This window comes from Vibrio ichthyoenteri ATCC 700023 (genome assembly GCF_000222605.1).
In the GTDB taxonomy this organism is placed as follows: Bacteria; Pseudomonadota; Gammaproteobacteria; order Enterobacterales; family Vibrionaceae; genus Vibrio; species Vibrio ichthyoenteri.
In genome coordinates this window covers 1-24995 of record NZ_AFWF01000041.1, presented here as the reverse complement: position 1 = coordinate 24995, position 24995 = coordinate 1, and the positions used below count along the sequence as shown (strand labels likewise).

Genomic DNA, 24995 nt, shown 5'->3' with positions numbered 1-24995 from the left:
TTCTAAGGCGCTAAACGGTCAATATCCCAACGCCCGTCCTCTTGCGAGTAAAGAAAACGATCATGCAGACGATTTTCACCACCTTGCCAAAACTCAATGCTCGTGGGCTTAATACGGTATCCGCCCCAGAATGAAGGAACCGGAATCTCACCTTGAGCAAATTTCTGTTTTAATTCCAAAAATTTGCCTTCTAAGATCCCTCGCGCTGAAATTCGGCTGCTTTGCTTGCTTGCGATGGCGGCTAGCTGACTCTCTTTCGGCCGTGAGGTGAAATATTTGAAGTTCTCAGCAGCGGTCAGTTTTTCCGCCACACCCAAAACGTTGACTTGGCGTTCAAGATTATGCCACGGGAAATGCAAACTGACCTTGGCATTGCCTTCAATATGCTGTGCTTTGCGACTGCCCAAGTTAGTATAAAAGACAAAACCATCTTGATCGCAATGTTTCAGGAGTACAATTCGTTGATATGGTTGACCTGAGCTATCTACAGTCGCCACCGTCATTGCGGTCGGATCGAGTAATTTGGCCTCAATCGCTTGCTGCAACCAAAAATTAAACTGCTCTATCGGGTCCCTATGTAAGTCTTTACGACGCAAGCCACCTTTGCTGTACTCACGTCGAATCTCTTCAAGTTCCATCTCATCTCCTTCGCATTTTTTGGTGATTGTGCGCTCATATTATTGATAACTCAAGACCTATCCAGTTTTAACGACTAAACTCAAAATAAGACTTTGCGTGGTGTATCACCCATTCGTTTGAGGTATTCTCACTATTTACACCGAACTTTTGTATCAAGTTCTTAACATTTGAGCGCAAAGATAATAAAATCAAATGAATAACGTAAGTTAACGCTAGGGAAACTCAATGACCAAACGCGGTTATAATCGTCTTGATTCCGACGAATTAGACTATGTAGATGACAAAACTGCCGCTCTTCTGCTTAATACCCCTAATAGCGCTCGTATCATGCTATGGCTGATGCTGTTGTTTTTTATCATCGCAGTCGCGTGGGCATCGTGGGCAGAAATTGACAAAGTCACTGTCGGTCAGGGCAAGGTCGTCCCCTCGTCACAAATACAAGTCATTCAAAACTTGGAAGGTGGCCTGGTTAAAGAGATCTTAGTCCGCGAAGGGGAGATCGTAGAGAAAGGCCAACAGCTATTGCTGATTGACGACACTCGTTTCCGCTCAGATTTTCGTGAACGTGAACAACAAGTGGCTAACTTAACTGCCAGCGTTATTCAACTGTCGGCCTCACTGGCTAGCGTCACGATTCAAGAAGACTTTGACGTATCTAACTGGCAGCAGAACGTCACCATTGACTACAGTCAACTGGCCTTTCCAGAGGGCTTTGAGGAGAAACGCCCTCAATTAGCCTCTCGTCAACAAGCAGAATATCGACAAGATCTGAATGAATTGCGTAACCAAATTTCATTGATCGACCAACAAGTGAAGCAAAAACAACAAGATTTGGTAGAAATTGAAGCGCGAGTGAGAAACTTACGTGAAAGCTACAGCTTCGCCCGCAAAGAACTCGAAATTACCAAACCACTCGCAGATGAAGGTGTGGTGCCGAGAATCGAGTTACTTAAACTTCAGCGTCAGGTGAATGATACTCGCCGCGAAATGACCTCAAGCAAATTAAAAGTCCCGGTACTCAAATCTGCAATTCGAGAAGCGATGCTCAGTCGTATTGATGCCGCGCAAAAATTCCGTTCTGAGCAGCGCAAAAAACTCAACCAAGCGGAAGACAAACTCTCGGCAATGACCGAATCAACCGTTGGACTAGAAGACCGAGTCAATCGTACTGTGGTTCTATCGCCAGTTACCGGCACAGTCAAAACACTTAATATCAATACCGTTGGCGGTGTCATTCAGCCAGGTATGGATATCGTCGAAATTGTTCCAAGTGAAGATACGCTGTTAGTCGAGGCAAAAATAGCCCCACAAGACATTGCTTTTTTACGACCTGAATTACATGCCATCGTTAAATTTAGTGCCTATGACTTCACCAAATACGGCGGCTTGGACGGCACACTGGAACACATTAGTGCGGATACGACCACGGATGAAGAAGGCAACAGCTTTTATCTGGTTCGAGTGCGCACTTCCGAGACCAGTTTAAATAAAGATGCATCACTGCCCATTATTCCCGGCATGACAGCATCGGTCGATATTATTACCGGTAAGCGCACTGTGATGGAGTACTTACTTAAACCAATTTTGAACGCGCAGAACAATGCACTTAAAGAGTAATTCCGGTTGTGCTGTAAAGCGTTTATGTACCAAATACGCTAAAGGTTTTCAGTTAACACTATTGCTTTCATTGCTTATGTTTGGCTCAACGGCATCACAAGCACTCAATAGCAGAGAGCAACGTTTAGTCGAAACGGTCACGCGCATTTATGGCGATCGTGCAGGGCTACGAGTGACGACATGGCGCAAAGAAATGGCGCTATACCATGGGTTACCGGAGCACAAACAGTTAGCCAAGGTTAATCAGTTTTTTAACCAACTGAATTTCGTTAACGATGACAAGCTGTGGGGGAAAAACGACTACTGGGCGACCCCCTTGGAGTTTCTCGGTAGCAACGCTGGTGATTGTGAAGACTTCACCATCGCTAAGTATTTCTCACTACTGGAATTAGGCGTCTCAGACAAAAAACTAAGACTGGTGTATGTTAAGGCCATTACGTTGAATCAATTTCATATGGTATTGGCGTATTACTCCAGCCCAAGTGCTGAACCTTTGATTCTTGATAACATCAACCCAGAAATCACAACCGCATCAAAGCGGCGAGATCTGTTACCGATCTACAGTTTTAACGGTAAAAATCTGTGGCTGATGAAATCACAGAATGGACAGTTGGCAGGCAAGTCCTCACGATTAAGTCTATGGAATGACCTTCGTGCGCGCGAGAAATCGCTCCAACTTTGTAAATTACGATGAGTAGGCAATATGACTCTTTATAAACAACTTGTCGCAGGGATGATCGCCGTGTTTATCCTGTTAATGGTTTCGGTGTTTCTCATCGAATTCAATACGACTCGTAACAATCTTGAACAGCAACAGCGTTCGGAAGTTAATAACACGATTAACACCGTTGGCCTAGCACTGGCACCCTACCTACAAGACAAGGACCCTGTCGCGGTAGAGTCGGTAATCAATGCTCTTTTCGATGGCAGTAGTTATTCAGTCGTGCGCCTTATTTTTCTGGATAGTGGCGAAGAGATTGTCCGTACTTATCCAGTCAAACCAAGCAATGTTCCAAATTGGTTTATCAAGCTAGGGCTATTCGATAAAATTCATGATAGTCGCGTTGTCACCAGTGGCTGGATGCAACTTGCTGAAGTGGAGATTGTCAGTCATCCCGGCGACGCATATGCGCAGTTATGGAAAGCGTTTGAAGACTTAGTCATCGTCTTTTGTATAGTGTTATTGATTGGCTTATTGTCTATTTCGTTTATTTTGCAACGTGCGCTCAAACCGTTACGCATGATCGTCAACAAAATGGAACAAGTGGCGCGCAATCATTTTGGTGACCCTCTACCACGACCAAGCACCGTAGATTTGATCAGTGTGGTTGATGGCATCAATAGCATGTCAGCTCAACTAGAGCTTTCTTTTAAAGCCCAAGCCAAAGAAGCGCAGCAGCTTCGCCAGCGTGCCTATATCGATCCAGTCTCCAATCTAGGTAACCGCGCTTACTATATGAGTCAGCTAAACTCTTGGCTTGGCGAAGGCGGCTATGGGGGCGTTGCTCTTTTAGAAGCACGCTTTATTAAAGATCTCTACGATGAAAAAGGCTATGAAGTTGGCGACAACATGGTAAGAGAGCTTGCCGAGCACTTGAAAGTCTCTCTGACAACCAATGGTATCGTTATCGCGCGTATTTCATCGGATGAATTTGGCTTTATTATTCCTAATATCGATGATGAAGAGCTTAAGTTATTGGCACAAAGCATCGTCACTTACGTGCAAAATCTTGATGCTGACCCAACGGGGATGGCGCAAGCTAAAGCGGCTCTTGGCGTCGTACACAATACGACCAGCTGTTCCGCTTCAGAAATATTGACCATGCTCGATAACTCTCTAGCACAAGCCGCTTCAAATCCAGAGCTGAACTTTGGTTATACAACCAGTGACGATTCTCGAACCTTAATGGGTAAACAGCAATGGAAACTGTTAGTGGAAGAAGCGATCAGTAATGATTGGTTCAGTTTCCGGATGCAGCCAGCCAGCAATACCAATGGCCAAACTTATCACTATGAAGTATTTAGCGCGATCGAACACGATGACAAACGCTACAGTGCTCCACAATATCTATTTGCTCTTGAGCAGCTCAATGTCAGCCACATCTTAGATCAATATGTAATCAGTGAAATGCTAAGCAAAATCCGTCAGGATAATTTGACCGCTCCAGTCGCGATCAACATTGCTCAAAGCAGTATTTCACAACCTAGTTTCATTCGTTGGGTAAGCCAACAGTTAAACAAAAATAAAGACATCGCGCGTCTGATTCATTTTGAAATTCCTGAAGATTGTTTTGTTACTTCACCGCACCACTGCGCACTGTTTTGTAATGCCGTTCGCTCTGCGGGCGCTGATTTTGGTGTCGATAATTATGGGCGTAATTTCCAATCGCTTGACTATATCAATGAATTCCGCCCAGCTTATGTGAAGCTCGATTATCTTTATACGCACCATTTGGAAGATGAAAAACAGAAGTTCACCTTAACGTCTATCTCTCGTACGGCAAATAACTTAGGAATTAAAACCATTGCTTCACGCGTAGAGACTCAAACACAATTAGACTTCTTGTCTGAGCACTTTATTGAAGTCTTCCAAGGCTTCATCGTTGATAAATCGCACTAAAAAAGGCTGATTGTATGCAGGATCCCTTACTCAGTTCACTCATTTACGTTAGTCGTTATTATGGGTTAGCGAACTCGCCTGAAGCGCTTATCAATGGTTTACCTTTGTCTGATGGTAAGCTGACCCCTTTTCTTTTTCCTCGCTCTGCTGAGCGAGCTGGGTTGGTGGCAAAAGAAAATCGTTCCGATCTCACTGCCATCTCTGACCTCGTTCTACCCGTAGTCTTGCTACTCAAAGGGGGAGACGCGTGTGTATTAAATGCCTTCAACCATGAAAATAACGAAGCAGAGATCGTCACTGGTGAATCAGGGTTAGTGCCAGTTTCAGTACCGATTGATGATTTAAAACAGCAATACGTTGGCCGCTATTTTCTGGTTAAAAAGCAGTTTCGTTATGATGAACGCTCACCAGAAGTCTTAGAGACTAAAAAAGGCCATTGGTTTTGGAGTACGATCTGGCAATCAAAAAACATCTATCGTGATGTATTGATTGCGTCGATTTTGATCAACCTCTTTGCGGTTGCCGCTCCAATGTTTACGCGTATTGTTTACGATAAAGTGGTACCCAATTTGGCGTTTGAAACGTTATGGGTATTAGCTAGTGGTATTTTCGTCATCTTCTTATTTGATTTAGTGCTCAAACTGATGCGCAGCTACTTCATTGATGTTGCTGGCAAAAAATCCGACATCCTAATTTCATCAAAATTGTTTAGCAAAGTACTAGGCATTCGTATGGAATCACGGCCACCATCGGTTGGAGCCTTTGCTCGTCATTTACAAGAATTCGAATCTATTCGCGAGTTTTTCACCTCGGCCACTATCGGTTCGTTGATCGATTTACCGTTTGCAATCCTATTCTTATTCCTGATTTGGTTGATGGCAGGAAACTTAGTATTAGTCCCCATTGCTGGTGTACTGATTTTGGTTATCTACTCACTCTTGATCCAAGGCCCGCTTCGTCGTGCGATTGAAGAAGGTTCACGTTTGGCATCACAAAAATACGCCAACTTAATCGAGAGCTTATCGGGGCTTGAGACGCTAAAATTGTTCGGTGCGCAAAGCCAATTCCAATTCCGCTGGGAAGAGGCCGTGGCTCACATGGCAAATTGGAACATCAAAAGTCGCCGAATCACCGATGGCATTCAAAATACCGCCAGTTTTGTGCAACAAGCATCCAATGTGGGTATGATCATTTTTGGCGTGTACTTGATCGCCGAAGGGGATCTCACCATGGGTGGTCTGATTGCCGCAACCATGTTAAGCGGCCGAGCAATTGGCCCAATGGTTCAGCTTTCGCTGCTTTCAACGCGCTACAATCAGGCGAAATCATCGATGACCATTATCGAGCAGGTAATGAACATGCCCGATGAGCAAGAAGAAGGGAAACGCTACATTCACCGCCCTATCATCCACGGTAAAATTGAATTAGATAAAGTGACGTTCCACTATCCTGATTCGCCCATGGCCTCGATTCGTAATTTAAGTCTGACCATTAATCCTGGAGAAAAAGTGGCGATCATCGGCCGTATCGGCTCAGGGAAAACCACATTGGAGCGCTTGATTCTTGGTTTATATAAACCAACAGAAGGCCATGTTCGCATTGATGATACCGATATTGACCAACTTCATCATATCGATATCAGACGAAATATTGGCTGTGTACCGCAAGATAATCACCTGTTCTATGGAACCATACGTGACAACATCACTTTAGGACGTCCTTTGGCCGACGATCGTGATGTGATGGATGCGGCAAATCGTGCAGGGGTGACCGTGTTCACCCAACAAGATCCCGCAGGGTTAGAGCGTCAAGTGGGCGAAGGCGGCCAATTACTTTCTGGTGGTCAACGTCAGGCGGTGTCAATCGCTCGTGCCATTCTAGGACGCCCGCCCGTGTTATTGATGGATGAGCCAACCAGTGCGATGGATAACCGCTCTGAAATGCACATCAAGCAGCAACTCACTCAATTGAACAAGCATGAAACTTTGATTTTGATTACACACAAAACCTCAATGCTTGATGTAGCCGAACGCGTCATCGTCATGGAGAAAGGCTCCATTATTGCAGACGGCCCCAAGGCTGAAGTATTGCAAAACTTGATGCAAGGGAAAGTACGCGCGGTAAATTCATAGCTTCCGCCCCCAACTGACTCTTAGCACTATAACCAATGCCAGCAGCTTGCTGGCATTGTCATTTTTGCGACATAAACCCTAAATTTTCAATTTGTTAGGTCTACAATTAACTAGGCTAACGGTCGCGATTTCAATATGACGATTGTGTGAATTTTCAAACATCTAACATTGATGCACTTGCAATACCAAGCTTCAGTGGGCAAGCTCAACGTTTATGCTGCAACATCTAGGAATAATGAATGAAAACAATGACAACCATACTGGCAAGCCTGCTATTTACCGCAACAGCTCAGGCGGAGATCACGCTAAATATCCCAGATAATGTTGACCTTTTGGTGGTTAACCAAAGCAAGCCCGATATCGATGGTGGTCTATTCAGCACAACAAAAAGCGTAACATTACCTGATGGCGAAAATCAGATTGTTGTGCGCTACAAACCTTACTTTAGCAAAGGTAATGACCGTATTATTGTCGAAGGTGAAGCGATCATTGCCAATTTTTCGGCTCAAGATCAGACCCTGAATTTTCAACTACCAGAATATCGCAACGAACGTGATGCAGAAAAAAACATCAAACAACTACAACTCGCTCTGACCAATCAAGAAGGTCAATCGATTCCGTTGGTTCAAGACACGCTGAAAAAAGATGGATTACAAATTGGCCGTGATTACGTTATTGAAAGTGAGCTTTATAACCAAAATGCGGGTGTCGCGGCGCTTTCTAGTAGCGTTGCCGCTGTGGCAATATCGAGTTCAAAAAACCAGAGTTCTCCACTAAAAGCCAACGGCAATACTGCGGAAGAAATGCTGCATTTTTGGTACCAAAAAGCCGATGACAAAACCAAGGCTAAGTTCAAACAGTTTGTTAATCAGCAATAGCCCTACCGGCTAACAATAGAGCAGCAAACTTCACGTTGCAGCTAAGTGACTAAGTGCATCAACCATTCGCCTACCGAGCGGCGGGTTTCAAGATGGCCCAGTTAGTTGCAACGTCAAACGCCCCACATCTCACGCCACTATTTATGGGCAAGTATCGGTTATTGGCCACTATCGGCGACTTAACTTGATCACTTGTCATGATATTCAAGCTGGGCTTTATGCCATACATAACCCCGTTTAAAGCCACTATCTATCCCAGCTTATTGTTTTTGCAGTATAGAGAGCCAAACGTAACTTGATACCCGACACATAATTGTTAAAGAATGCAAAATTAATGTTAGCGAAGTGATAGCATATCATTTCAATTAACTGCTTTGTTTTCTCAATGCCCACTTCAATTAAACTTGCCTTGATTGGCTGCGCACTTATCGCTGGTTACTTTGCTCAGGATATCGCTACGTGGCTAACTGAGGACAATAAAATGCCTCTGTCACAATATTGCCAGCTATCAAGACATGCTTGTGAGCAAGAAGCGATTTCCGTCACGCTCAGTCGCGATATCGCTCAACCATTAGTGCCTGTGCAGATCTCAGCCGAATGGCCAAATAGGCACGCCGAAACACTACGACTGACACTCAATGGCTATGAAATGGATATGGGAACCGCATTATTTGAGCTTAAACAGGCTAAAGATGGTCTCTATCAAGCAGAGATTCTGCTCCCTGCATGCACTGTTGAAAATATGACTTGGGTTGGTCAATTATCAGATGGCCAGCAATCAATCAATCTGGCGGTAAGGATGGCAAGATGAGTAGAAATTGGTCTTTAATTTTAGTAGCGGCTTTTGCACTCGGTTATGGCGTCAAAGTATTTTTCGATAGTAAACCAGCCCACGTTGTCGATCAATCCGCTTCCATCAAGGCGACTTTACAAGGAAAAAACAACACTGATGTTGTACTCTTTGATCCGCAAGATGAGCGCGTACGCATCGTCTATTTTGGTTTTACCCATTGCCCCGACGTCTGTCCAACCTCTCTCGCAATGCTTGCTGGTGCACTTAACCAATTAGACAGCGAAACCAAGTTGTCCCTTAGGCCTATCTTTATTTCTCTTGACCCCGATCGCGATGATGGCAACCAAGCTCACACTTATGCCCAATATTTCCACCCTATGATTGAAGGGCTTTCAGCCCCACTAACAATCACTCAACCTCTCGCAACCCAATATGGTGTGGTCTTTAAAAGGACTGAACTGCAAGAGTCTGAACTCGGATACACGCTCGATCACAACTCCTATTTCTACTTTCTGAAACCCGATGGCAGTTTGATCACCAAAGTGCCGCATACGCTCACTCCGGCGCCTCTGGTTGCCGCGATAGAAAGTCTCAATCAAAATAACAAGGACTGATAATGAAACTCAACGCTCTGATCTTAGCCGCTCTAGCGCTCAGCCCTATTGCTCAAGCAAGTATGGATATTATGACTCATCACCCATACGTACGCGCAACACCACCCAATGCTGCAACCAGTGCGGTATTTTTAGAATTAATGAATCACAGCGAAGACGATCGCGCGATTGTATCAGCAGCAACCTCAGCCGCGGGTAAAGTTGAATTACACGATGTGATTCATGATGGCGACGTAATGAAAATGCGCCAAGTAGAGCAAATTGAGATCCCAGCTCAGAGCCAAGTTTCGTTACAACCAGGGGGACTGCACATCATGTTATTTGACTTAGCCAAGCCTTTAGTTGAAGGCGAAAGCATTGATGTAGAGATATTTTTTGCCAATGGCGAGAAACAAATATTCAACGCTCCCGTCAAAGCGGTAATGAAAGGAATGCAACACCACCACTAATTACTATCAAATGAGAAAGGGGCTGAGCGCAGTTCAGTCTCTTTTGCTAAGCTCCTTACGAAAATCGTGATGAGGAGATGATACGTAAGATCATTTGGCGTTCTCAAACGCACAAATCCAAACATGAAAAACGCTTTATCTCACTCCTCTTACGACACAATTTCAATCAAACGAATAATTAAACCAACGCAGTCAGTATCCCGTACCGGTTACCGCTAAAATAATACGCCTTGGGGCCCCAAAATGAACACAGATTTTCATCCACCAGTCACACTTGCACAACTTGGTTGGAGCCATCTATTTCAAACACAATTAACCCTTGATGATCTTGAATCCAATACTATCGCTCGTATCAGTGAGCATCACCGTAGTGGCTATACCCTACTTTCGGAAAAGGGTGAGTTGACATTAGCAGCACATAAATCACTACCCGACATGGCAGTAGGTGATTGGCTGATCCTTGATAGCGAAGAACAATTTGTTCGTCTACTCGAACGTCAATCATTGTTTAGCCGTAAAGCAGCAGGCAGCAAAGTTGCAGAACAACTCATCACAGCAAACGTCAGTACACTCTTCATTGTTTGCTCACTAAACGATGATTTCAATTTAAGTCGTATTGAACGTTACCTCGCTATCGCCCATGAAGCGGATGTTGAGCCGGTGATCATTTTAACCAAAGCGGATCTATGTGCCGACGCCGATGAAAAACGTGCACAAGTACAATCGCTTGATAGCATGTTAATGATTGAAATCGTCAACGCCCTTGCTTATGAACAATGCCAAGCATTGCTAGCATGGTGTAAAAGCGGAAAAACCGTTGCCTTTATGGGATCATCAGGCGTTGGTAAATCGACACTGGTCAATAGCTTACTGGGAGACACGGCGCAATCCACAGGGGGCATTCGTGAAAACGACAGTAAAGGGCGCCATACGACCACCAGCCGTTCGTTACATTTATTACCAAGTGGTGGGGTGTTAATAGACACTCCAGGGATGAGAGAGTTACAAATACACGACTGTGCTGATGGTGTGGAGCAAACCTTTGCTGATATTCAAGCGCTGGTAGAACAATGTCGTTTTGCTGATTGCCAGCACGTCAACGAACCGGGATGTGCAATAAACAAAGCCCTCGATGCAGAACACATCGATCTTCGACGTGTAAACAACTATTTCAAGTTGATGCGCGAACAAGAAAGAAACGGATCATCGCTGGCTGAACGACGCTCAAAAGACAAACAATTCAGCAAATTTTGTCGAACTGTACAAGCAGAACACCGCTCTAGAAAGAAAGGCTATTAGCGCTTATCAAGCTCGCAAGAGGGGCTTTCCCCCTCTTTTTTTGCTACTAAGCAAACGTTTAAATGCAACATAAAATTTACATAAGCTACTAAATTGCAATCTTTTATCCTAATATACAATTATTTCTAGACACAATATCTCAAAGCGCTAGTATAAATTATCTCAGTAGCCATTCGCTGAGCGACGCCCAAGGCACACCAAAATTCAAAATACTTGGGCAATATAATTAAATTACACAATAATTCGCAGGGATTTATATGCAACACAACTCTCTCTTAGCACGATTTGCACGAGGCAATTTGGTGCTACAAATATTGGTCGGTATCGTTTTAGGTGTCGCCCTCGCGTTAATATCACCAGACTACGCACAAAGTGTTGGTCTACTCGGTAGCTTATTTGTCGGGGCACTAAAAGCCGTCGCTCCTATCTTGGTGTTTATTTTGGTTGCGGCTTCCATCGCAAACCAACGCAAAAACCAGCATACCTACATGCGCCCTATCGTCATTTTGTATCTATTTGGTACTTTCACCGCAGCCTTAACCGCAGTGAGCTTGAGTTTTCTTTTCCCAACCACTTTAACTCTGGTTTCTGGTGCGGAAGGTGCAACGCCACCACAAGGCATTGCTGAAGTGTTACATACCTTGCTTTTCCAAGTGGTTGATAACCCAGTTCACGCACTCATGAATGCGAATTACATTGGTATTTTGGCATGGGCAATTGGTCTAGGTTTAGCGCTTCACCATGCGTCAGGCACAACGAAGGCCGTCTTTGAAGATCTAAGTAATAGTGTGTCGCAAATCGTACGCTTCATTATTCGTCTTGCGCCATTTGGTATCTTTGGTCTGGTGTCTTCTACCATTGCAACCACTGGATTTTCGGCACTCGCGAGCTATGCTCACCTGCTTGCCGTTCTGCTTGGCGCGATGGCCGTAATTGCCCTTGTGGTTAACCCATTGATCGTACTTTATAAGACTCGTGAGAATCCGTACCCACTCATTTTCCAATGCTTACGTGAAAGTGGTGTGACCGCCTTCTTTACTCGTTCAAGTGCGGCAAACATTCCAGTGAACATGGCATTATGTGAAAAGCTAAATTTAGATGAAGATACCTACTCAGTATCAATCCCATTGGGTGCCACGATCAACATGGCTGGCGCGGCGATTACCATCACTGTGCTTACTTTAGCCGCAGCGCACACATTAGAGATTCAAATCGATCTAATGACCGCACTGCTACTTAGCCTTGTCGCGGCGGTATCCGCTTGTGGCGCCTCAGGTGTAGCGGGTGGTTCACTGCTGCTTATTCCTCTCGCGTGTAGCTTATTTGGGATTCCTGATGAAATCGCAATGCAAGTTGTCGCGGTTGGTTTCATTATTGGCGTAGTACAAGATTCAGCAGAAACCGCTTTGAACAGTTCAACCGACGTAGTCTTCACCGCGGCGGTATGTAAGCAAAAACAAAAACAACAGCCGCACGTTTAAGTTGTTCTGATTCTTAAATGTTAATAACTAAAAGCCCACGTCATTGCGTGGGCTTTTGTTATTCGCGGATTCTTTACGTAGCGCGTTTAGCTCTTAACTACGGGCTTATCCATTGGTGATTGAGAAAAATCTAACGATGGCTGTGTGCTCTTCATTTCGTGCGTATCATGCAATGAATCTTCAGCAGCATTCTCAGCCATACCAGCCAAATCAGCTTCCTTATGCTGCTCTTCACTGGCTGTATGACTGTTAGTCAATTCAGGGGTTAAGTCGTATTTATCAATATCAATGCTGCGTTTATAGAGCTTGTTAAACGCTTTAATTAACGCGTGTTTTCCGACTTTATTGTTCAATATGCGCTTTAACATTGGCTTAGATAGCGCTTGTAAACCCACTACCGTATCGACACTCAGGTTCAACGCCACTTTTTCGCGCAAGATTCGCGCCTCTTCATGACCTATTTGGCCGGCCAAAAATAGCCAAATATAAGCAATACATCGACCGCTCACACCATGATCCAGCCAAACTTCCCCAGCTTTATACATCGCAGGAACATAGCCTTTTTCTGCCGCTCGCTCTAACCAATAGCAACCGTGGTCAAAATCAGGCTCGACACCGATACCGTTCAAATAATTGAGACCGAGCTTCATCCGCCCCTCATTATTGCGCAGTAATGCCACTTCTCTAAACCACTCAGTCGATGCAATAGGACTAGGCGAAGGGTTAGCATTAGCCACCATCCAATCTCCCAAAAACAACATTGCGGGTACATACTGTTGCAATGCTGCTTCTTCCATAATTGCGAAGCCTTTTTCAAAATTTTGCTCGACGCCACGCCCATAATAAAGCGCTTCAGCCATTTGAAATTTTGCGGCCATATCACCATCGCTTGCTGCAATGGCCATTTTCCAAAATTTAGCTTGCTCTCTTAATACCATGTCATCGCGCATCCGTTCGCTTAAGCGAACAATGCCATACATGCCTGTCACGTTATCTTGCAGTGCCGCTTTATGGTACCAATATAGTGCCTTACGCAAATTGGTCCGCTCCGCCTCTTTCGCCAAATATAAGATCATCGTAAGGTCGCCATTTTCCGCTTTCCTGACGCGCTCTTCTTCTTCTTGTTTTCGATCTCTTTCTAGGGCTTTACGATAAGCGACTGCGCGTTGCTTACGCTCACGCTCGACACGCTTTTGCCTTAAAGACAGCGCTAGCATCCAGACAAACAGTAACAGTAACAGTAACCCGGTCGCTCCAATGGCGATCCCCATCATATTCATTATTTTTTGCCACACGTTGATTTAATGGTCGCTGTACTTACTCTACCCCAGCGCACCTTGGGCTACTTACTTCAGTTGGAATGCAACCCTTTGCATTATGATAAATATTGCAATGCTCGTTACCAGACTATATCGGCTTTCATCGCTAAACATTGAGGTATTTCATCATACCTCACTGTCGCCTTTGGGTTTAACCAAGCATTAATAAAACGAGATCAGCGAATCATAACGGCTTTCGATATCGCTTTTAATGTGCTTAGCAAACCGATGGCTATTCTTTCATACTATTGATAGTTCGCTGAATAAAAAATCCTATTGCACGTAATATAATTTAGCATATCGAAAGGCTACTACCGTGCTTAGCAAACGTATGCGTTAACATTTATCGCATCATTTACAAAAGAAATGACAAAAATTGACCAAAAACAATAGAACAACCAGATCACTTATTTTATAATGCGAATTAATGTGTACAGCATATTGAATTCCAATAATTAGGGGCAAAAAATGAGACTTATCCCGCTTCAACAAGCAGCACAAGTAGGTAAATGGGCAGCAGCGCATATCGTAAAACGTATTAACGATTTCGCACCAACAGCTGAGCGTCCGTTCGTTCTAGGTCTACCAACAGGTGGTACTCCTCTAGCAACTTACAATGCACTAATTGAATTGCACAAAGCTGGCGAAGTTAGCTTTAAGCACGTAGTTACTTTCAACATGGATGAGTACATTGGTATCCCTGCGGATCACCCAGAGTCATACCGTTCTTTCATGTACAACAACTTCTTCAACCACATCGACATTCAGGATGAGAACATCAACCTGCTTGACGGTAACGCAACAGATAACGAAGTTGAATGTCAACGTTACGAAGACAAAATCAAGTCTTACGGCAAGATCAACCTATTCATGGGCGGCGTAGGTAACGACGGTCATATCGCATTTAACGAGCCAGCTTCTTCTCTGTCTTCACGTACTCGTATTAAGACTCTGACTGAAGAAACTCGCATCGCAAACTCTCGCTTCTTCGATGGCGACATCAACCAAGTACCTAAGTATGCACTCACTATTGGTGTTGGTACTCTACTAGACGCGCAAGAAATCATGATTCTGGTTACAGGCCACAACAAAGCGCTCGCTCTAGAAGCAGCAGTTGAAGGCAGCGTAAACCACCTATGGACTGTATCTGCACTTCAGCTACACCCTAAATCAGTGATCGTATGTGATGAACCATCAACTCAAGAGCTTAAAGTGAAGACAGTTAAGTACTTCCATGAGCTAGAAGCAGAGAACATCAAAGGTTTCTAATCTTTAGTTCACTCGATTGATGAAAAAAGGAGGCATTCGCCTCCTTTTTGTTTATCTAGACCAAAAAAACAGCAGTACGGCAGCGGCAAATAGCCAAACCACCGTAGCTAGGGCTAATGTCGTCGGTAATGGATAGCGATAACTCAGCCAATAAACCGCAACTAAATATGCAGCATATGGTAGTAAGGAAAACAATCCAAACAAGGCTGTTTCGCGTAGGCCCTCCATCCCTTTCTCTTCACCGACAATATAGTGTGCAATCAGAGCAAAAGTCGGAAACAAGGGCACTAACCCAGCAACAAAAAAATGTGGCGTTCGAGATAATAGCGCAATGATCAATACAGCTGCCGCGCCCAGCATACTTTTGAGAAATAAAGACAACATAATGACGCTCGTCTAAGCTAGATTCATCAGCAGTTGGTCGTCCGTCATATACTTATGTTTTGAGCTAAGATTGCGTACATGCATAAACATAAACTCAGGAAAGCCTGGGGCAAGTAGCGAGTTTGGCTCCCAGCACACACCACCAATAAATATATAGCGCCCTTGCTTATCATCATCGTGCAGCGGGTTATTCAATGGTGTTGATAGCTCCGCTCGACAACCTTCAATCACACAAACAATTTGTCCTTTCGCGATGCCAACAACACGACTAACCACATTCGCCTTTACGCCACATTTCCACGCTTGGCGCGTCGCCATCTCAAAGCCAACCTTACGTACACCTTTGTGTACATTGACGATCAAATTCATTCTGTCGCTATCTCATTTCATCCTTCAGGTCACCAGAGTAACGCGCATGAAGGGACAGACACGATATACATCTTTGTTTGATTCTCACCTGATGAAATTTTTCCTCTCGTGAGATCACACAACGCAAGCTAAGCTGGCTTATTAGCGCATTCTCAATTTAGAAACAACTTTTTACCCCTCTCCATTTTTCGCCACCTATACTTTATACAACGTCTTGGCTGTCTTATAGGAGCGTATTATGAATTCCATTATCTTCGCCGTACTGCTGTTAACGACGCCTGCATCGTCTACAGGGCCTAATTCATTGCCATTAAAATGCGAACTTTTGGAAAGCTCCGACACCTTTTTGTTTTATCGTGAACAAATGGTCTATCGTAGTGAGCAGTTTGTATTATTCCAAAACTTCAAAGGACGGGTTGTAACACAAGTCGATGTGAAAACGGGTGAGTTGATACGCACGACCTACCTCGGTCAGTCCTACAAACCCAACTATCAAATATTGAAGGGGAAATGCGACGAGACGATTCATGTGCTTGATTTTTGGTTGCTGGATGAGGTGCCATTCGACCAATAGCATCCTCAATCAACCATCATCTTTACCAATAACGCTCATACATAATGTTGCCAGGTTGGGCTGCTCGATGTTTGGCTAACCCTCTTGCAGTCAAAGTATTGAGCGTGTCTTTGATCATCTCAGGATTACCGCATAACATCACAAAGCTTTTCTGCGCATCAAACTCTGTCTGTGTACTATTCATCAACTCCCCACTGTCGATCAATGCTGGAATTCGACCGAACAGTGCACCTTCAATGTGCTGCCGAGACACCACCGGTTGGTAAATCAATCGCCCTTCGTATTGCTCCACCAGTTGATTAATCAAATAACGATAGACGAGGTCAGATTGATGCCTGACACCATGTACCAAGACGATTCTTCTGTTATGCGGTCTAAAATTAATGTCGTCCAACAACGCTAAAAAAGGACCAATGCCTGTTCCCGTCGATAGCAGCCATAACTCTTCACTTTGCTTAGGAATGGATTCGAATGTCAGATCACCATTGGCTCGCTGGCCGACGTAGATTGTCTGCCCTTCTTTCAGTTGATGTAGACGAGGACTCAGTTGTCCACTCTCATTAGCGACAATCAAAAACTCCAACATATCACTGCTCGTCAGAGGCGCATTAACCAACGAGTAAGCTCGGGAGATGGTATGACCTTCATCATCAACTAGTGCCAATTTGGTAAACTGACCCGCTTTAAAAGATAAGTTAGCGCCACTTAGACGAAGACTGAATATTTCCTTGGTCCAGTCGGTTCGCTTCGCAACGATCGCCTGAGAATAGCCTGCGATTTCACCCATTGTCACCTCCTACCTCATCACCGACAGCGTTATTAACAGTTTAAAATATAGACCATTGCTTATTGACTAAGGCTTCTTTTGTTATTGATAAATCGTGCGTTCCCTTCTTCGTTCGCTAAATGATGCCGTTAACTACACAGCCAATTCGACATCACAAAGCCATTCAGTCAGCACGGCCGAGCGCCAATAGGCAGAACATAAGCACTAACAAAACGCTTTAATCCCCTCATCGCCCGACACAAGAATGGCTGATCCAAAACTGATTTCGTGACCCATGCAATTGCATAACCTACTGTTTTTATTTAGCCTTATTCCACTATCGTCATAAGTTCTGGCCCTAATAAGCTTTTTAGACGTCAAGCATTCCCTCTTTTATTGTTGCACCGGAGATAATCATCACCATGAGCAAAAAATCACTGCTGGCCTTTGTCATCGCAGCAGGTCTATCGACATCTATCCACGCCCAGCAAGACCCATGCAATAACCTTGATTTTACAGCGCCAGATCGGCTGTTTAACGCCGTTGAATACCAATGTTCTATTAGAGTCGGTGAAATGCTCAAAATGGGTGCAGATCCTAACGTGACTGACTATTTGCACGCGACGCCACTGATCTATGCCGCCATCGAAGATCAATCATTGATCATCGAGCAACTCATTAAAGCAGAAGCTAACGTTGATACAGCCACCCACTCAGGGATCACCGCCTTAATCGCCGCGGCTAAAAATGGCAGCATTCATGCCGCGCAACAATTAATCGCTGCGAACGCTAAGCCCGATCTCATCGACGATAACGCAATGACAGCACTGATGTACGCAGCCAAAAACAACCATGCAGAGATCGTCGATGAATTAATTAAAGCCAAGGCAAACCTCGATCTCGCTGACGAGCGAGGCTTCACCGCCTTAATGATGGCAAGCTGGGAAGGAAATGCCGCGATAGTTGAAAAACTGTTAGCAGAGAATGCCACTGTCGATATTCAATCATCCAATGGCTATAACGCTCAAACAGCCCTCATTTTCGCCAGCGATAAAGGCCATACTGAAACCGTAAAACAGCTACTCAAAGCCAATCCAAGAACTTATATAAGGGACAACTTTGGTAAATCCCCATTAGATTATGCCAAAGAAAATGGTCATGACGAGATTGTGATCTTACTTGAGCAGTACCAGCCACCTGCTTACTCTGTGCTACCTAAAGATAAGGCGCTATGCCAACAAACTTTCAGTCAACAGCAGCAACAACCACTATTCTATGCCATTGATCACGACTGCGCCGAGACCGTGAATAAACTCATAAACGAAGGGGCTAACATCAATGCCATTAACGGTTATGGTTATACCGCGTTAATGGTGGCGGCGATCCAACGAAATCCTGTTATTGCACAACTGCTTATTAAGGCCAATGCCGACGTCAATGCAATAGAACCTGAATACGCTCGAACTGCGCTAATATTTGCGAGTTCTCGAGGTTCGTTGGAAGTGGTCAACCTACTACTAGAAGCCGGTGTTGACGACATCAACGCAAAAGGCAAATGGGGAGACTCTGCCCTGATAGAAGCAATCTTTGATGATCACGTCGCCATAGTAGAGCGTTTAGTACAGGCCAATGCCAGTCTGGATATCTCCAGTCGTTACGACCTCAATCCATTAATGATGGCCAGTCTTCAATCGCCAAAGGTAGTCAAATATTTGATTAGCATTGGGGTGGATGTTAATGAGCAAAACAAAGAGACGGGAGAAACAGCGCTGATGACCGCGAGTAAAAGGGGCGAATACTCTATTATTAAGCTACTAACTCGAGCAGGCGCACAATTGGATATCGAGAGTAAAAACGGGGCGACAGCCATGAGTATGGCAAGAAACCCCGAGAGCAAACTGAGATTAAAAATGGCTCGCTACGAACAACTGGTACCTCAATTGCACAAGCAGCTAGAACAAGCGGTATCAATCTCAGATCCAGAGGTGCAAAAACTGGTCAAACAAATTATCGACGTTGCTCCCGTCGGTTACCGAACGACATCGTTTGAACGCCGTTATATGGAAGATAAGGAATCGATGCTCTCGCTACCAACAGACTCCTTTATCGTGAGACGGATGTACCACTAATCCGTTGTTGGCATACAAGGCCATCATCATCTGACCAACACTGAGCATTCCCAAGGGAATGCTCTTTTTAATCAAGTTCCCTTTCATCTACGCCTTTTGCTTTATAAAGCCAAACGATTTGCACTGTTCGCTTTAGGATGAATAAGTCAGCAAGTCGATGCTAAAATAAACGCTCGAACCGCTGTAAGGCCACATTAGGAATCGTTTCAATGTTACATGCACAAGCTTTTATCCAGCAGGGTGTTCACTACCTACCGCATTACTTTACTGTACCACTCAACTACAACGACCTAGCGCAAGGTCAACTTACCCTTTTCGCTCGTGAAGTGCGCTTAGTCGGTGATGAGTTGAGTGATAAGCCTTGGCTGGTTTATTTTCAAGGAGGCCCGGGCTTTCCAGCACAACGTCCTAATGGCCACGGCGGTTGGTTGAAACGTGCATTACAAACTTATCGCGTGTTACTGCTTGATCAACGTGGCACCGGCAATAGCTCAGTAATATCGCACCAAACCCTTGCGTCATTCACGCCCGAGCAGCAAGCGGAGTACCTAAGCCATTTTCGCGCAGATAACATCGTTCGCGATGCCGAGACTATTCGCCAGCAATTCGGTGTCGAACAGTGGGCTATTCTCGGTCAGAGCTTTGGGGGCTTTTGCTCTTTGACGTACCTGTCGCTGTTTCCACACAGCCTATTGCGGAGCTACATTACAGGTGGCGTACCTTCAATTTCACGCCCGGCCGATGATGTGTACCGCGCGACATTTAAGCGCACCATGGATAAGAACCAAGCCTTCTTTCGCCAATTCCCACAAGCGCAGGCGATGTGCCAAGCGATTGCCAATCATTTGCTCGATCACGACGAATTCCTGCCCAATGGACAGCGTTTTACCGTAGAACAATTCCAACAAATTGGCATTAACTTTGGCATGAGCGACAGCTTCATTGCCACTTATTACCTGCTCGAAAATGCCTTTGTCGAAATCAATGGCCAACCACAGCTGCGCTACGAATTTCTTAATGCCATGCTCGCCGAACAAGGCTTTCAAACCAATCCCATCTACGCCATTTTGCATGAATCGATCTACTGCCAAGGTGAAGCGTCAAATTGGAGTGCCCAGCGCGTACGTAGTGAATTGAGCCCATTTAATTACCAAAAAGGCCAACCGTTCTACTTTACTGGAGAAATGGTCTTCCCATGGATGTTTGAGCAATACGCCAATCTCAAACCACTGCAACACGCGGCAGAATTATTAGCTGCAAAAAATGATTGGCCTGCGCTGTATGATGCTAAGCAACTGGCAAACAACACCGTGCCAGTGAGCTGCGCGGTATACGCGGATGATATGTTTGTTGAAATGGACTTTAGCCGTGAAACCTTAGCCCTACTGGGTAACGCAAGTGCATGGATCACCAATGAATATGAGCACAATGGCCTGCGAGCCGATGGTGAACGAATTCTTGATAAACTAATTGCTATGGGTGATCAAACCGCCGCTATGCTACAGTAACCGCCAATGAATTAAAGATTCACACTTAATATCCATACCACCACGCCGCCATCTCGCGGCGGAGAATTATGTTAACAATATCCAACACTGTCACACTACAAGCATGGGAAATACAAATGACGGCCATCCGCGCCCAAGGTGCGGGTGGTCAAAACGTCAATAAAGTATCTTCTGCCATTCACTTGCAGTTTGATATCAACCACTCTTCTTTACCTGCTTTCTATAAAGAACGTTTGCTGGCACTTAAGGATTCACGCATTTCTAAAGATGGCGTCATCACCATTAAAGCTCAGCAATTTCGTACCCAAGAGCAAAATAAAGAAGATGCGCTTAACCGCTTAGCAGAATTGATCCGCGCGGCGACCGTGGTGCAAAAGCATCGTCGAGCCACCAAACCAACTCGTGGTTCAAAAGAGCGTCGCCTCAAGGCAAAGGGCATCAAAAGCCAAACCAAATCTTTGCGCGGAAAGATGCGAGATTAAGCTTACCCACCATATTCGTCATGCAATGAAAAAAGCCGCCTAACGATAACGCTGAGCGGCTTTTAAAATTCAATTTCTACGATGCTTATTAATTAGAAACGATGATCAATCGAGAGGAAAGCACTCTTACGATCGCCTAAACCCACTTCCCCCAGCAAGTACCAACTGTCTGTCACTTGATATTGCATCCCAAGCAGAGGATTCCACTTGGTGGTGAGATGCTGTTTGACAGTAAATCCACCTGGCATGTTAGGAGCAATATCATCTAAATTACCTTTCAGGGTCTGTTCTACATCTTGATACATAGCACCAGCCCATACGCGAAGAGGAAAACCATGCTTAGTAAGATCGTAACCAATACGCGGTGAAATCACAATCGCATCAATTTCACCATCAATAATCGATAGCTTGGTCTTAGAATAATTGAGATCCACCAAACCAAATACATTCTTGTAACCCCCCGCAAGGACAAGGCCAGCGCCAGAGGTATACCCTTCAAGAGCCAATTCAAAATCAATGGTTTTCTTCGGTTTCAATGCTCCATCAAAAAAAGAAATGGAGACGTCAGTTTTAGAGTATCCCTCGAGAATACCAACCAATGCATAAACGTTCAGAAACGGGAATAACCATGCGTCAGCGCGTAAGGTCATCACTTCGGTTTTTTGCGTGCCACCATGCGCTTCAAGATCTACACCTAACATGTCAACAACAGGAATTCCGGTCAATTCAATTGAATCAACACTAATGCCTTGTTCAAGCACCATATACCCGAAACTAATACCCACCGCTTTTGGTAGTTCGTAACCCAAAGCCTCTGCTTTATCTTTCCAAATAGGCAGTGAAAATGATTCAGCTTGTGCAGAGAACGAAAACAATGAGGTTAAAACGGTGGTAAGGAAAGTACGTTTAATCAAAGCAGTGACACATCAATAATAAGTTAGCGCGCATCATACTATCAACGAGAAGAAAGTAAACCTTGTAGTTTACTTGTTATAAAGGCTATACCGCTGCCACCATTTTTTGCAGCAATGCAATCATTTGCTGTTGTTCGGCGCTATCTAAGCTGCTTAACATGGTTTGATTGACCATCATCGGAATCGGCAATAAATCATTCTTTAGTGCTTTTCCCTGCTCGGTTAGATAGATACGATATGAGCGGCGGCTGTGTGGATCAGCGCGACGCTCGACTAAACCGAGATTTTCAAGCTTATCAAGTGTGCGAGTGGTGGTTGAATTCTCAACTTTCGATTTCGCAGCGATGTCTCGCTGAGTCACCCCTTCCTCTTCCCACAAACACATCATGGTTGGCCACAGCGCGACACTCAAACCGTGTTTTTTCAACTCAGCATCAAACATTTTTTCCGCTTTGCCAGCCACCACGTTAATCATCCAGCCAAAGCTCGACTGTCTGTCAAAAGTATCACTCATTGTTAACACCACTGTTTAAATTGTTGATAATGCAATTATTGCTATAGTAACCAATACTGCCACAACGAGCATTAAAAATGCGTAACCTTGCGAGACAAAAACCACTGGCTGTGCAGACTCAACATGACTTTGCACCCCGGTAATCATCGCCTTTACTAATCCTTTTCCACGCAATTTATAGATTAAAATCGCCGCAAGATGCACAACCACCAGAGCGGGTAAAACATCCGCTAGCACCACATGTGCCTGTACCAATAACTCAAAAATAGTATCCGTTAACCATAGATGAGCCAGTGGAAGTCCATCCAATAAACCCGCAAGGGCTAAACCAGAGATACATTGAATAAATAAGGCGGCGAGTAGGCTAACGACCATCCATGCACCCAGCGGATTATGCCCCACTTTTGCCGCGACTCGGCCAGCGGCGTACTTTAAGCTGGTGATCGGTGAAGACACAAAATAGCGAAAACGGCTGGTTTCACTGCCGACCACACCCCAAATCAACCGCCATATAATTAAAGTTAAGAGTGCAAGCCCCAACTGGATATGCGGACCATTGCCAGAGTTACCACTCACGAGTAACGCGATAAACAGCAGTGCTTGTAACCAGTGATATAGGCGCGTAGCTAAATCCCAAACTTTCATATTAAACCTCAATTACTCTTTTATTCAGATACTTAGTTGCCCGTTCAATTTGCACCCAAGCTGCAATGGCAATTAATTTACACAACAACAGTTGCGTTCGCAACTGTTGTTGTGTAAATTAATTACTGTCCTGATAACAACATCACTGAATAACGAGAATGACGACATGAAAATCCACCTAACTCTCATCGCACTAATGATCCCTTGTATTGCTCTAGCAAATAGCAATACCGAAATCATAAACGCTCGCCAAGAAGCGTTTGTCCATATTGAACAACAACTTAAAGAAGCAAATGATAATTTAGATGGCGTTGACACAGATTGGCTAACGGTTGAGCTTAATGCAACACAACTACAACAAGCGAGCGAGAGCTTGCAGCACAGCTTTCCCCAAGGGAGCCAAGAAGGCAGTAAAGCGAGTGACAAAATTTGGCAACAGCCAAACGAATTTGATCAATTGATGCTGCAAATGGATCAAGGCTTTGAAACGCTCTACAGAGCAACAAAAGAGCACAATGTGGATCTTGCTGAGCAAGGTATTAAAGCGGCGCAACAGACATGTCGTAGTTGTCATCGCACCTATCGTTCACGTTGGTAATTATCAACGTACCCGTTCCCCCCCCCCTTTTTTATAGAGAGCAATAGAATGAAAACAGCCTTAATCAGACTACATAAAACCTGTGCCATCTTGGCTTTTCTAATGATCGCAAGTTTCTTTGCCAGTACTCTTATCAGCGAGCTACTCGCTGATAAGAGTACCATTAGCCAAGTAAAGCAAGTGATCGCTTATGCTGTCTGGTTCTTAATTCCACTCATGGCACTAACGGGGATTACCGGCAGTAAATTAGCGCCAAACGTCAAGTCAGGCCAAGGCATCTTGGGGAAAAAGAAAAAACGGATGCCAATTGTGGCATTGAACGGCTTATTGATCTTGCTGCCTTGTGCACTGTACCTCAACCTTTTGGCTAGCCAAGCGCACTTTAATCAAGCATTTTATATCGCGCAAACCATCGAATTGATCGCCGGCTCGATCAATTTAACGCTAATGGCGGCAAGTATTCGTGACGCAATAAAAATAAAGCCGCCCGTAAATGCAACTCGCTGACCTTTTCTGCATTGAGATAGACGGCTTTGACGCGCTTACCCAACAGCTCGGTTGCCACATTTTGGAAGCCTGCCGTCGCAGCCAGTTCATGGGCAAGGACTGGTGTCATCACCGTATTATTAGCCGACTTGATGCCATATTTACGTAGATAGCGATATTTCAGTGCCAACTTATTGCACAGCGTCATGCCGTGGAGAGTAAAACTGATGAGGATAATTCTGCCACCAGGTTTGAGTACTCGCATACACTCTTGTAACGCGTGAACAGGGTTGGGGATCACATGCAACAAATTGGCCATGAAAACCGTATCAAACGATTTATCTTTATAGCGTAGCGCAAAGCAATCAGCTTGTTCGACCACGACTTTGGGCTGATATTCAAAACGAATTTTGCAAACGTCCAACATCGGCAAAGATATATCGGTTGCCACAATGCTGTCACTGACATCAATAAGACTTTCGGTATAGGTACCATTACCACAACCAAGCTCTAAAA

26 protein-coding genes are annotated in these 24995 nt (G+C 44.6%); 17 read left to right on the top strand and 9 right to left on the bottom strand.

Annotated features, from left to right (window positions below):
* Positions 1–2: 2 nt before the first annotated feature.
* Positions 3–638, bottom strand: a complete 636-nt coding sequence (gene pdxH / locus RH85_RS04825; RefSeq protein ID WP_006711078.1) for a pyridoxamine 5'-phosphate oxidase — start codon at positions 636–638, stop codon at positions 3–5.
* Positions 639–864: 226 nt separating this feature from the next.
* Between pdxH and RH85_RS04820 the strand changes: the two genes are divergently transcribed.
* From RH85_RS04820 to sstT, 10 genes are all read left to right on the top strand, one after another.
* A complete protein-coding gene (locus RH85_RS04820) occupies positions 865–2256 on the top strand; it encodes an HlyD family type I secretion periplasmic adaptor subunit (RefSeq protein WP_006711077.1) in 1392 nt (463 codons plus the stop codon).
* Between the two features lie 76 nt (positions 2257–2332).
* Positions 2333–2950 (top strand): transglutaminase-like cysteine peptidase, encoded by a 618-nt coding sequence (locus RH85_RS04815; protein WP_086027065.1) that lies wholly within the window; start codon positions 2333–2335, stop codon positions 2948–2950.
* A 9-nt stretch (positions 2951–2959) separates the two neighbouring features.
* Complete coding sequence (locus RH85_RS04810; RefSeq protein WP_006711075.1) at positions 2960–4876, top strand: bifunctional diguanylate cyclase/phosphodiesterase; 1917 nt, start codon at positions 2960–2962, stop codon at positions 4874–4876.
* Between the two features lie 14 nt (positions 4877–4890).
* The gene (locus RH85_RS04805) at positions 4891–7008 is read left to right on the top strand and encodes a type I secretion system permease/ATPase (RefSeq protein ID WP_006711074.1); all 2118 of its coding nucleotides are present in this window, start codon (positions 4891–4893) and stop codon (positions 7006–7008) included.
* Positions 7009–7247: 239 nt separating this feature from the next.
* Positions 7248–7886 (top strand): DUF2057 family protein, encoded by a 639-nt coding sequence (locus tag RH85_RS04800; RefSeq protein WP_006711073.1) that lies wholly within the window; start codon positions 7248–7250, stop codon positions 7884–7886.
* A 385-nt stretch (positions 7887–8271) separates the two neighbouring features.
* Positions 8272–8697 carry a hypothetical protein gene (locus tag RH85_RS04795; RefSeq protein WP_006711072.1) on the top strand — a complete coding sequence of 142 codons (426 nt, stop codon included), beginning with the start codon at positions 8272–8274 and terminating at the stop codon, positions 8695–8697.
* Positions 8694–9293 (top strand): SCO family protein, encoded by a 600-nt coding sequence (locus RH85_RS04790; protein WP_006711071.1) that lies wholly within the window; start codon positions 8694–8696, stop codon positions 9291–9293. Before RH85_RS04795 ends, RH85_RS04790 begins: the two co-directional genes overlap by 4 nt.
* Positions 9294–9295: 2 nt before the next feature.
* On the top strand, positions 9296–9742 hold the full coding sequence (locus RH85_RS04785) for a copper chaperone PCu(A)C (protein ID WP_006711070.1): 447 nt from the start codon (positions 9296–9298) through the stop codon (positions 9740–9742).
* A 243-nt stretch (positions 9743–9985) separates the two neighbouring features.
* Positions 9986–11041, top strand: coding sequence for a ribosome small subunit-dependent GTPase A (gene rsgA, locus RH85_RS04780; protein ID WP_006711069.1), 1056 nt, complete (start codon positions 9986–9988; stop codon positions 11039–11041).
* A gap of 257 nt (positions 11042–11298) precedes the next feature.
* Positions 11299–12522 (top strand): serine/threonine transporter SstT, encoded by a 1224-nt coding sequence (gene sstT / locus RH85_RS04775; protein ID WP_006711068.1) that lies wholly within the window; start codon positions 11299–11301, stop codon positions 12520–12522.
* Between the two features lie 86 nt (positions 12523–12608).
* Here the strand turns inward: sstT and RH85_RS04770 are convergent, their stop codons facing one another.
* Positions 12609–13802 carry a tetratricopeptide repeat protein gene (locus RH85_RS04770; RefSeq protein ID WP_006711067.1) on the bottom strand — a complete coding sequence of 398 codons (1194 nt, stop codon included), beginning with the start codon at positions 13800–13802 and terminating at the stop codon, positions 12609–12611.
* 507 nt (positions 13803–14309) lie between these two features.
* Here RH85_RS04770 and nagB point away from each other — a divergent pair.
* The gene (gene nagB, locus RH85_RS04765) at positions 14310–15110 is read left to right on the top strand and encodes a glucosamine-6-phosphate deaminase (protein WP_006711066.1); all 801 of its coding nucleotides are present in this window, start codon (positions 14310–14312) and stop codon (positions 15108–15110) included.
* A gap of 51 nt (positions 15111–15161) precedes the next feature.
* Here the strand turns inward: nagB and RH85_RS04760 are convergent, their stop codons facing one another.
* Both RH85_RS04760 and RH85_RS04755 read right to left on the bottom strand, forming a co-directional pair.
* On the bottom strand, positions 15162–15494 hold the full coding sequence (locus RH85_RS04760) for a GlpM family protein (RefSeq protein ID WP_006711065.1): 333 nt from the start codon (positions 15492–15494) through the stop codon (positions 15162–15164).
* 12 nt (positions 15495–15506) lie between these two features.
* Positions 15507–15863, bottom strand: a complete 357-nt coding sequence (locus RH85_RS04755) for a hypothetical protein (RefSeq protein WP_006711064.1) — start codon at positions 15861–15863, stop codon at positions 15507–15509.
* Positions 15864–16101: 238 nt separating this feature from the next.
* Between RH85_RS04755 and RH85_RS04750 the strand changes: the two genes are divergently transcribed.
* Entirely contained in the window at positions 16102–16437 is a 336-nt protein-coding gene (locus RH85_RS04750; RefSeq protein ID WP_006711063.1) for a hypothetical protein, read from the top strand.
* A 22-nt stretch (positions 16438–16459) separates the two neighbouring features.
* Here the strand turns inward: RH85_RS04750 and RH85_RS04745 are convergent, their stop codons facing one another.
* A complete protein-coding gene (locus RH85_RS04745) occupies positions 16460–17224 on the bottom strand; it encodes a ferredoxin--NADP reductase (protein ID WP_006711062.1) in 765 nt (254 codons plus the stop codon).
* Positions 17225–17625: 401 nt separating this feature from the next.
* On the opposite strand from RH85_RS04745, the gene RH85_RS04740 reads away from it, so the two are divergent.
* The 3 genes from RH85_RS04740 to arfB all read left to right on the top strand — a co-directional run bounded on the left by RH85_RS04740 (position 17626) and on the right by arfB (position 21322).
* Positions 17626–19332, top strand: a complete 1707-nt coding sequence (locus tag RH85_RS04740; RefSeq protein ID WP_006711061.1) for an ankyrin repeat domain-containing protein — start codon at positions 17626–17628, stop codon at positions 19330–19332.
* 209 nt (positions 19333–19541) lie between these two features.
* Positions 19542–20840, top strand: coding sequence for an alpha/beta fold hydrolase (locus RH85_RS04735; RefSeq protein ID WP_006711060.1), 1299 nt, complete (start codon positions 19542–19544; stop codon positions 20838–20840).
* A 68-nt stretch (positions 20841–20908) separates the two neighbouring features.
* Complete coding sequence (arfB, locus tag RH85_RS04730; RefSeq protein WP_006711059.1) at positions 20909–21322, top strand: alternative ribosome rescue aminoacyl-tRNA hydrolase ArfB; 414 nt, start codon at positions 20909–20911, stop codon at positions 21320–21322.
* Between the two features lie 92 nt (positions 21323–21414).
* Here the strand turns inward: arfB and RH85_RS04725 are convergent, their stop codons facing one another.
* From RH85_RS04725 to RH85_RS04715, 3 genes are all read right to left on the bottom strand, one after another.
* Complete coding sequence (locus RH85_RS04725; RefSeq protein WP_006711058.1) at positions 21415–22236, bottom strand: TonB-dependent receptor; 822 nt, start codon at positions 22234–22236, stop codon at positions 21415–21417.
* A gap of 85 nt (positions 22237–22321) precedes the next feature.
* Entirely contained in the window at positions 22322–22750 is a 429-nt protein-coding gene (locus RH85_RS04720; RefSeq protein WP_006711057.1) for a MarR family winged helix-turn-helix transcriptional regulator, read from the bottom strand.
* Between the two features lie 15 nt (positions 22751–22765).
* Positions 22766–23395 (bottom strand): cytochrome b/b6 domain-containing protein, encoded by a 630-nt coding sequence (locus RH85_RS04715; protein WP_006711056.1) that lies wholly within the window; start codon positions 23393–23395, stop codon positions 22766–22768.
* A 166-nt stretch (positions 23396–23561) separates the two neighbouring features.
* Between RH85_RS04715 and RH85_RS04710 the strand changes: the two genes are divergently transcribed.
* Both RH85_RS04710 and RH85_RS22190 read left to right on the top strand, forming a co-directional pair.
* Positions 23562–23993: a c-type cytochrome gene (locus RH85_RS04710; protein ID WP_006711055.1), complete on the top strand. Its 432-nt coding sequence runs from the start codon at positions 23562–23564 to the stop codon at positions 23991–23993.
* Between the two features lie 48 nt (positions 23994–24041).
* Positions 24042–24500: a hypothetical protein gene (locus RH85_RS22190; RefSeq protein ID WP_083824847.1), complete on the top strand. Its 459-nt coding sequence runs from the start codon at positions 24042–24044 to the stop codon at positions 24498–24500.
* On the opposite strand, the gene RH85_RS04705 is transcribed toward RH85_RS22190, so the two are convergent.
* On the bottom strand, positions 24427–24995 hold a 569-nt coding region (locus RH85_RS04705; RefSeq protein WP_006711053.1), incomplete at its 5' end, for a class I SAM-dependent methyltransferase. The genes RH85_RS22190 and RH85_RS04705 overlap by 74 nt on opposite strands.

Excerpts from the sequence above, each read along its gene's own strand:
- pdxH (WP_006711078.1), bottom strand. The coding sequence starts at position 638 with ATGGAACTTGAAGAGATTCGACGTGAGTACAGCAAAGGTGGCTTGCGT.
- RH85_RS04820 (WP_006711077.1), top strand. The coding sequence starts at position 865 with ATGACCAAACGCGGTTATAATCGTCTTGATTCCGACGAATTAGACTAT.
- RH85_RS04815 (WP_086027065.1), top strand. The coding sequence starts at position 2,333 with ATGTTTGGCTCAACGGCATCACAAGCACTCAATAGCAGAGAGCAACGT.
- RH85_RS04810 (WP_006711075.1), top strand. The coding sequence starts at position 2,960 with ATGACTCTTTATAAACAACTTGTCGCAGGGATGATCGCCGTGTTTATC.
- RH85_RS04805 (WP_006711074.1), top strand. The coding sequence starts at position 4,891 with ATGCAGGATCCCTTACTCAGTTCACTCATTTACGTTAGTCGTTATTAT.
- RH85_RS04800 (WP_006711073.1), top strand. The coding sequence starts at position 7,248 with ATGAAAACAATGACAACCATACTGGCAAGCCTGCTATTTACCGCAACA.
- RH85_RS04795 (WP_006711072.1), top strand. The coding sequence starts at position 8,272 with ATGCCCACTTCAATTAAACTTGCCTTGATTGGCTGCGCACTTATCGCT.
- RH85_RS04790 (WP_006711071.1), top strand. The coding sequence starts at position 8,694 with ATGAGTAGAAATTGGTCTTTAATTTTAGTAGCGGCTTTTGCACTCGGT.
- RH85_RS04785 (WP_006711070.1), top strand. The coding sequence starts at position 9,296 with ATGAAACTCAACGCTCTGATCTTAGCCGCTCTAGCGCTCAGCCCTATT.
- rsgA (WP_006711069.1), top strand. The coding sequence starts at position 9,986 with ATGAACACAGATTTTCATCCACCAGTCACACTTGCACAACTTGGTTGG.
- sstT (WP_006711068.1), top strand. The coding sequence starts at position 11,299 with ATGCAACACAACTCTCTCTTAGCACGATTTGCACGAGGCAATTTGGTG.
- RH85_RS04770 (WP_006711067.1), bottom strand. The coding sequence starts at position 13,802 with ATGAATATGATGGGGATCGCCATTGGAGCGACCGGGTTACTGTTACTG.
- nagB (WP_006711066.1), top strand. The coding sequence starts at position 14,310 with ATGAGACTTATCCCGCTTCAACAAGCAGCACAAGTAGGTAAATGGGCA.
- RH85_RS04760 (WP_006711065.1), bottom strand. The coding sequence starts at position 15,494 with ATGTTGTCTTTATTTCTCAAAAGTATGCTGGGCGCGGCAGCTGTATTG.
- RH85_RS04755 (WP_006711064.1), bottom strand. The coding sequence starts at position 15,863 with ATGAATTTGATCGTCAATGTACACAAAGGTGTACGTAAGGTTGGCTTT.
- RH85_RS04750 (WP_006711063.1), top strand. The coding sequence starts at position 16,102 with ATGAATTCCATTATCTTCGCCGTACTGCTGTTAACGACGCCTGCATCG.
- RH85_RS04745 (WP_006711062.1), bottom strand. The coding sequence starts at position 17,224 with ATGGGTGAAATCGCAGGCTATTCTCAGGCGATCGTTGCGAAGCGAACC.
- RH85_RS04740 (WP_006711061.1), top strand. The coding sequence starts at position 17,626 with ATGAGCAAAAAATCACTGCTGGCCTTTGTCATCGCAGCAGGTCTATCG.
- RH85_RS04735 (WP_006711060.1), top strand. The coding sequence starts at position 19,542 with ATGTTACATGCACAAGCTTTTATCCAGCAGGGTGTTCACTACCTACCG.
- arfB (WP_006711059.1), top strand. The coding sequence starts at position 20,909 with ATGTTAACAATATCCAACACTGTCACACTACAAGCATGGGAAATACAA.
- RH85_RS04720 (WP_006711057.1), bottom strand. The coding sequence starts at position 22,750 with ATGAGTGATACTTTTGACAGACAGTCGAGCTTTGGCTGGATGATTAAC.
- RH85_RS04715 (WP_006711056.1), bottom strand. The coding sequence starts at position 23,395 with ATGAAAGTTTGGGATTTAGCTACGCGCCTATATCACTGGTTACAAGCA.
- RH85_RS04710 (WP_006711055.1), top strand. The coding sequence starts at position 23,562 with ATGAAAATCCACCTAACTCTCATCGCACTAATGATCCCTTGTATTGCT.
- RH85_RS22190 (WP_083824847.1), top strand. The coding sequence starts at position 24,042 with ATGAAAACAGCCTTAATCAGACTACATAAAACCTGTGCCATCTTGGCT.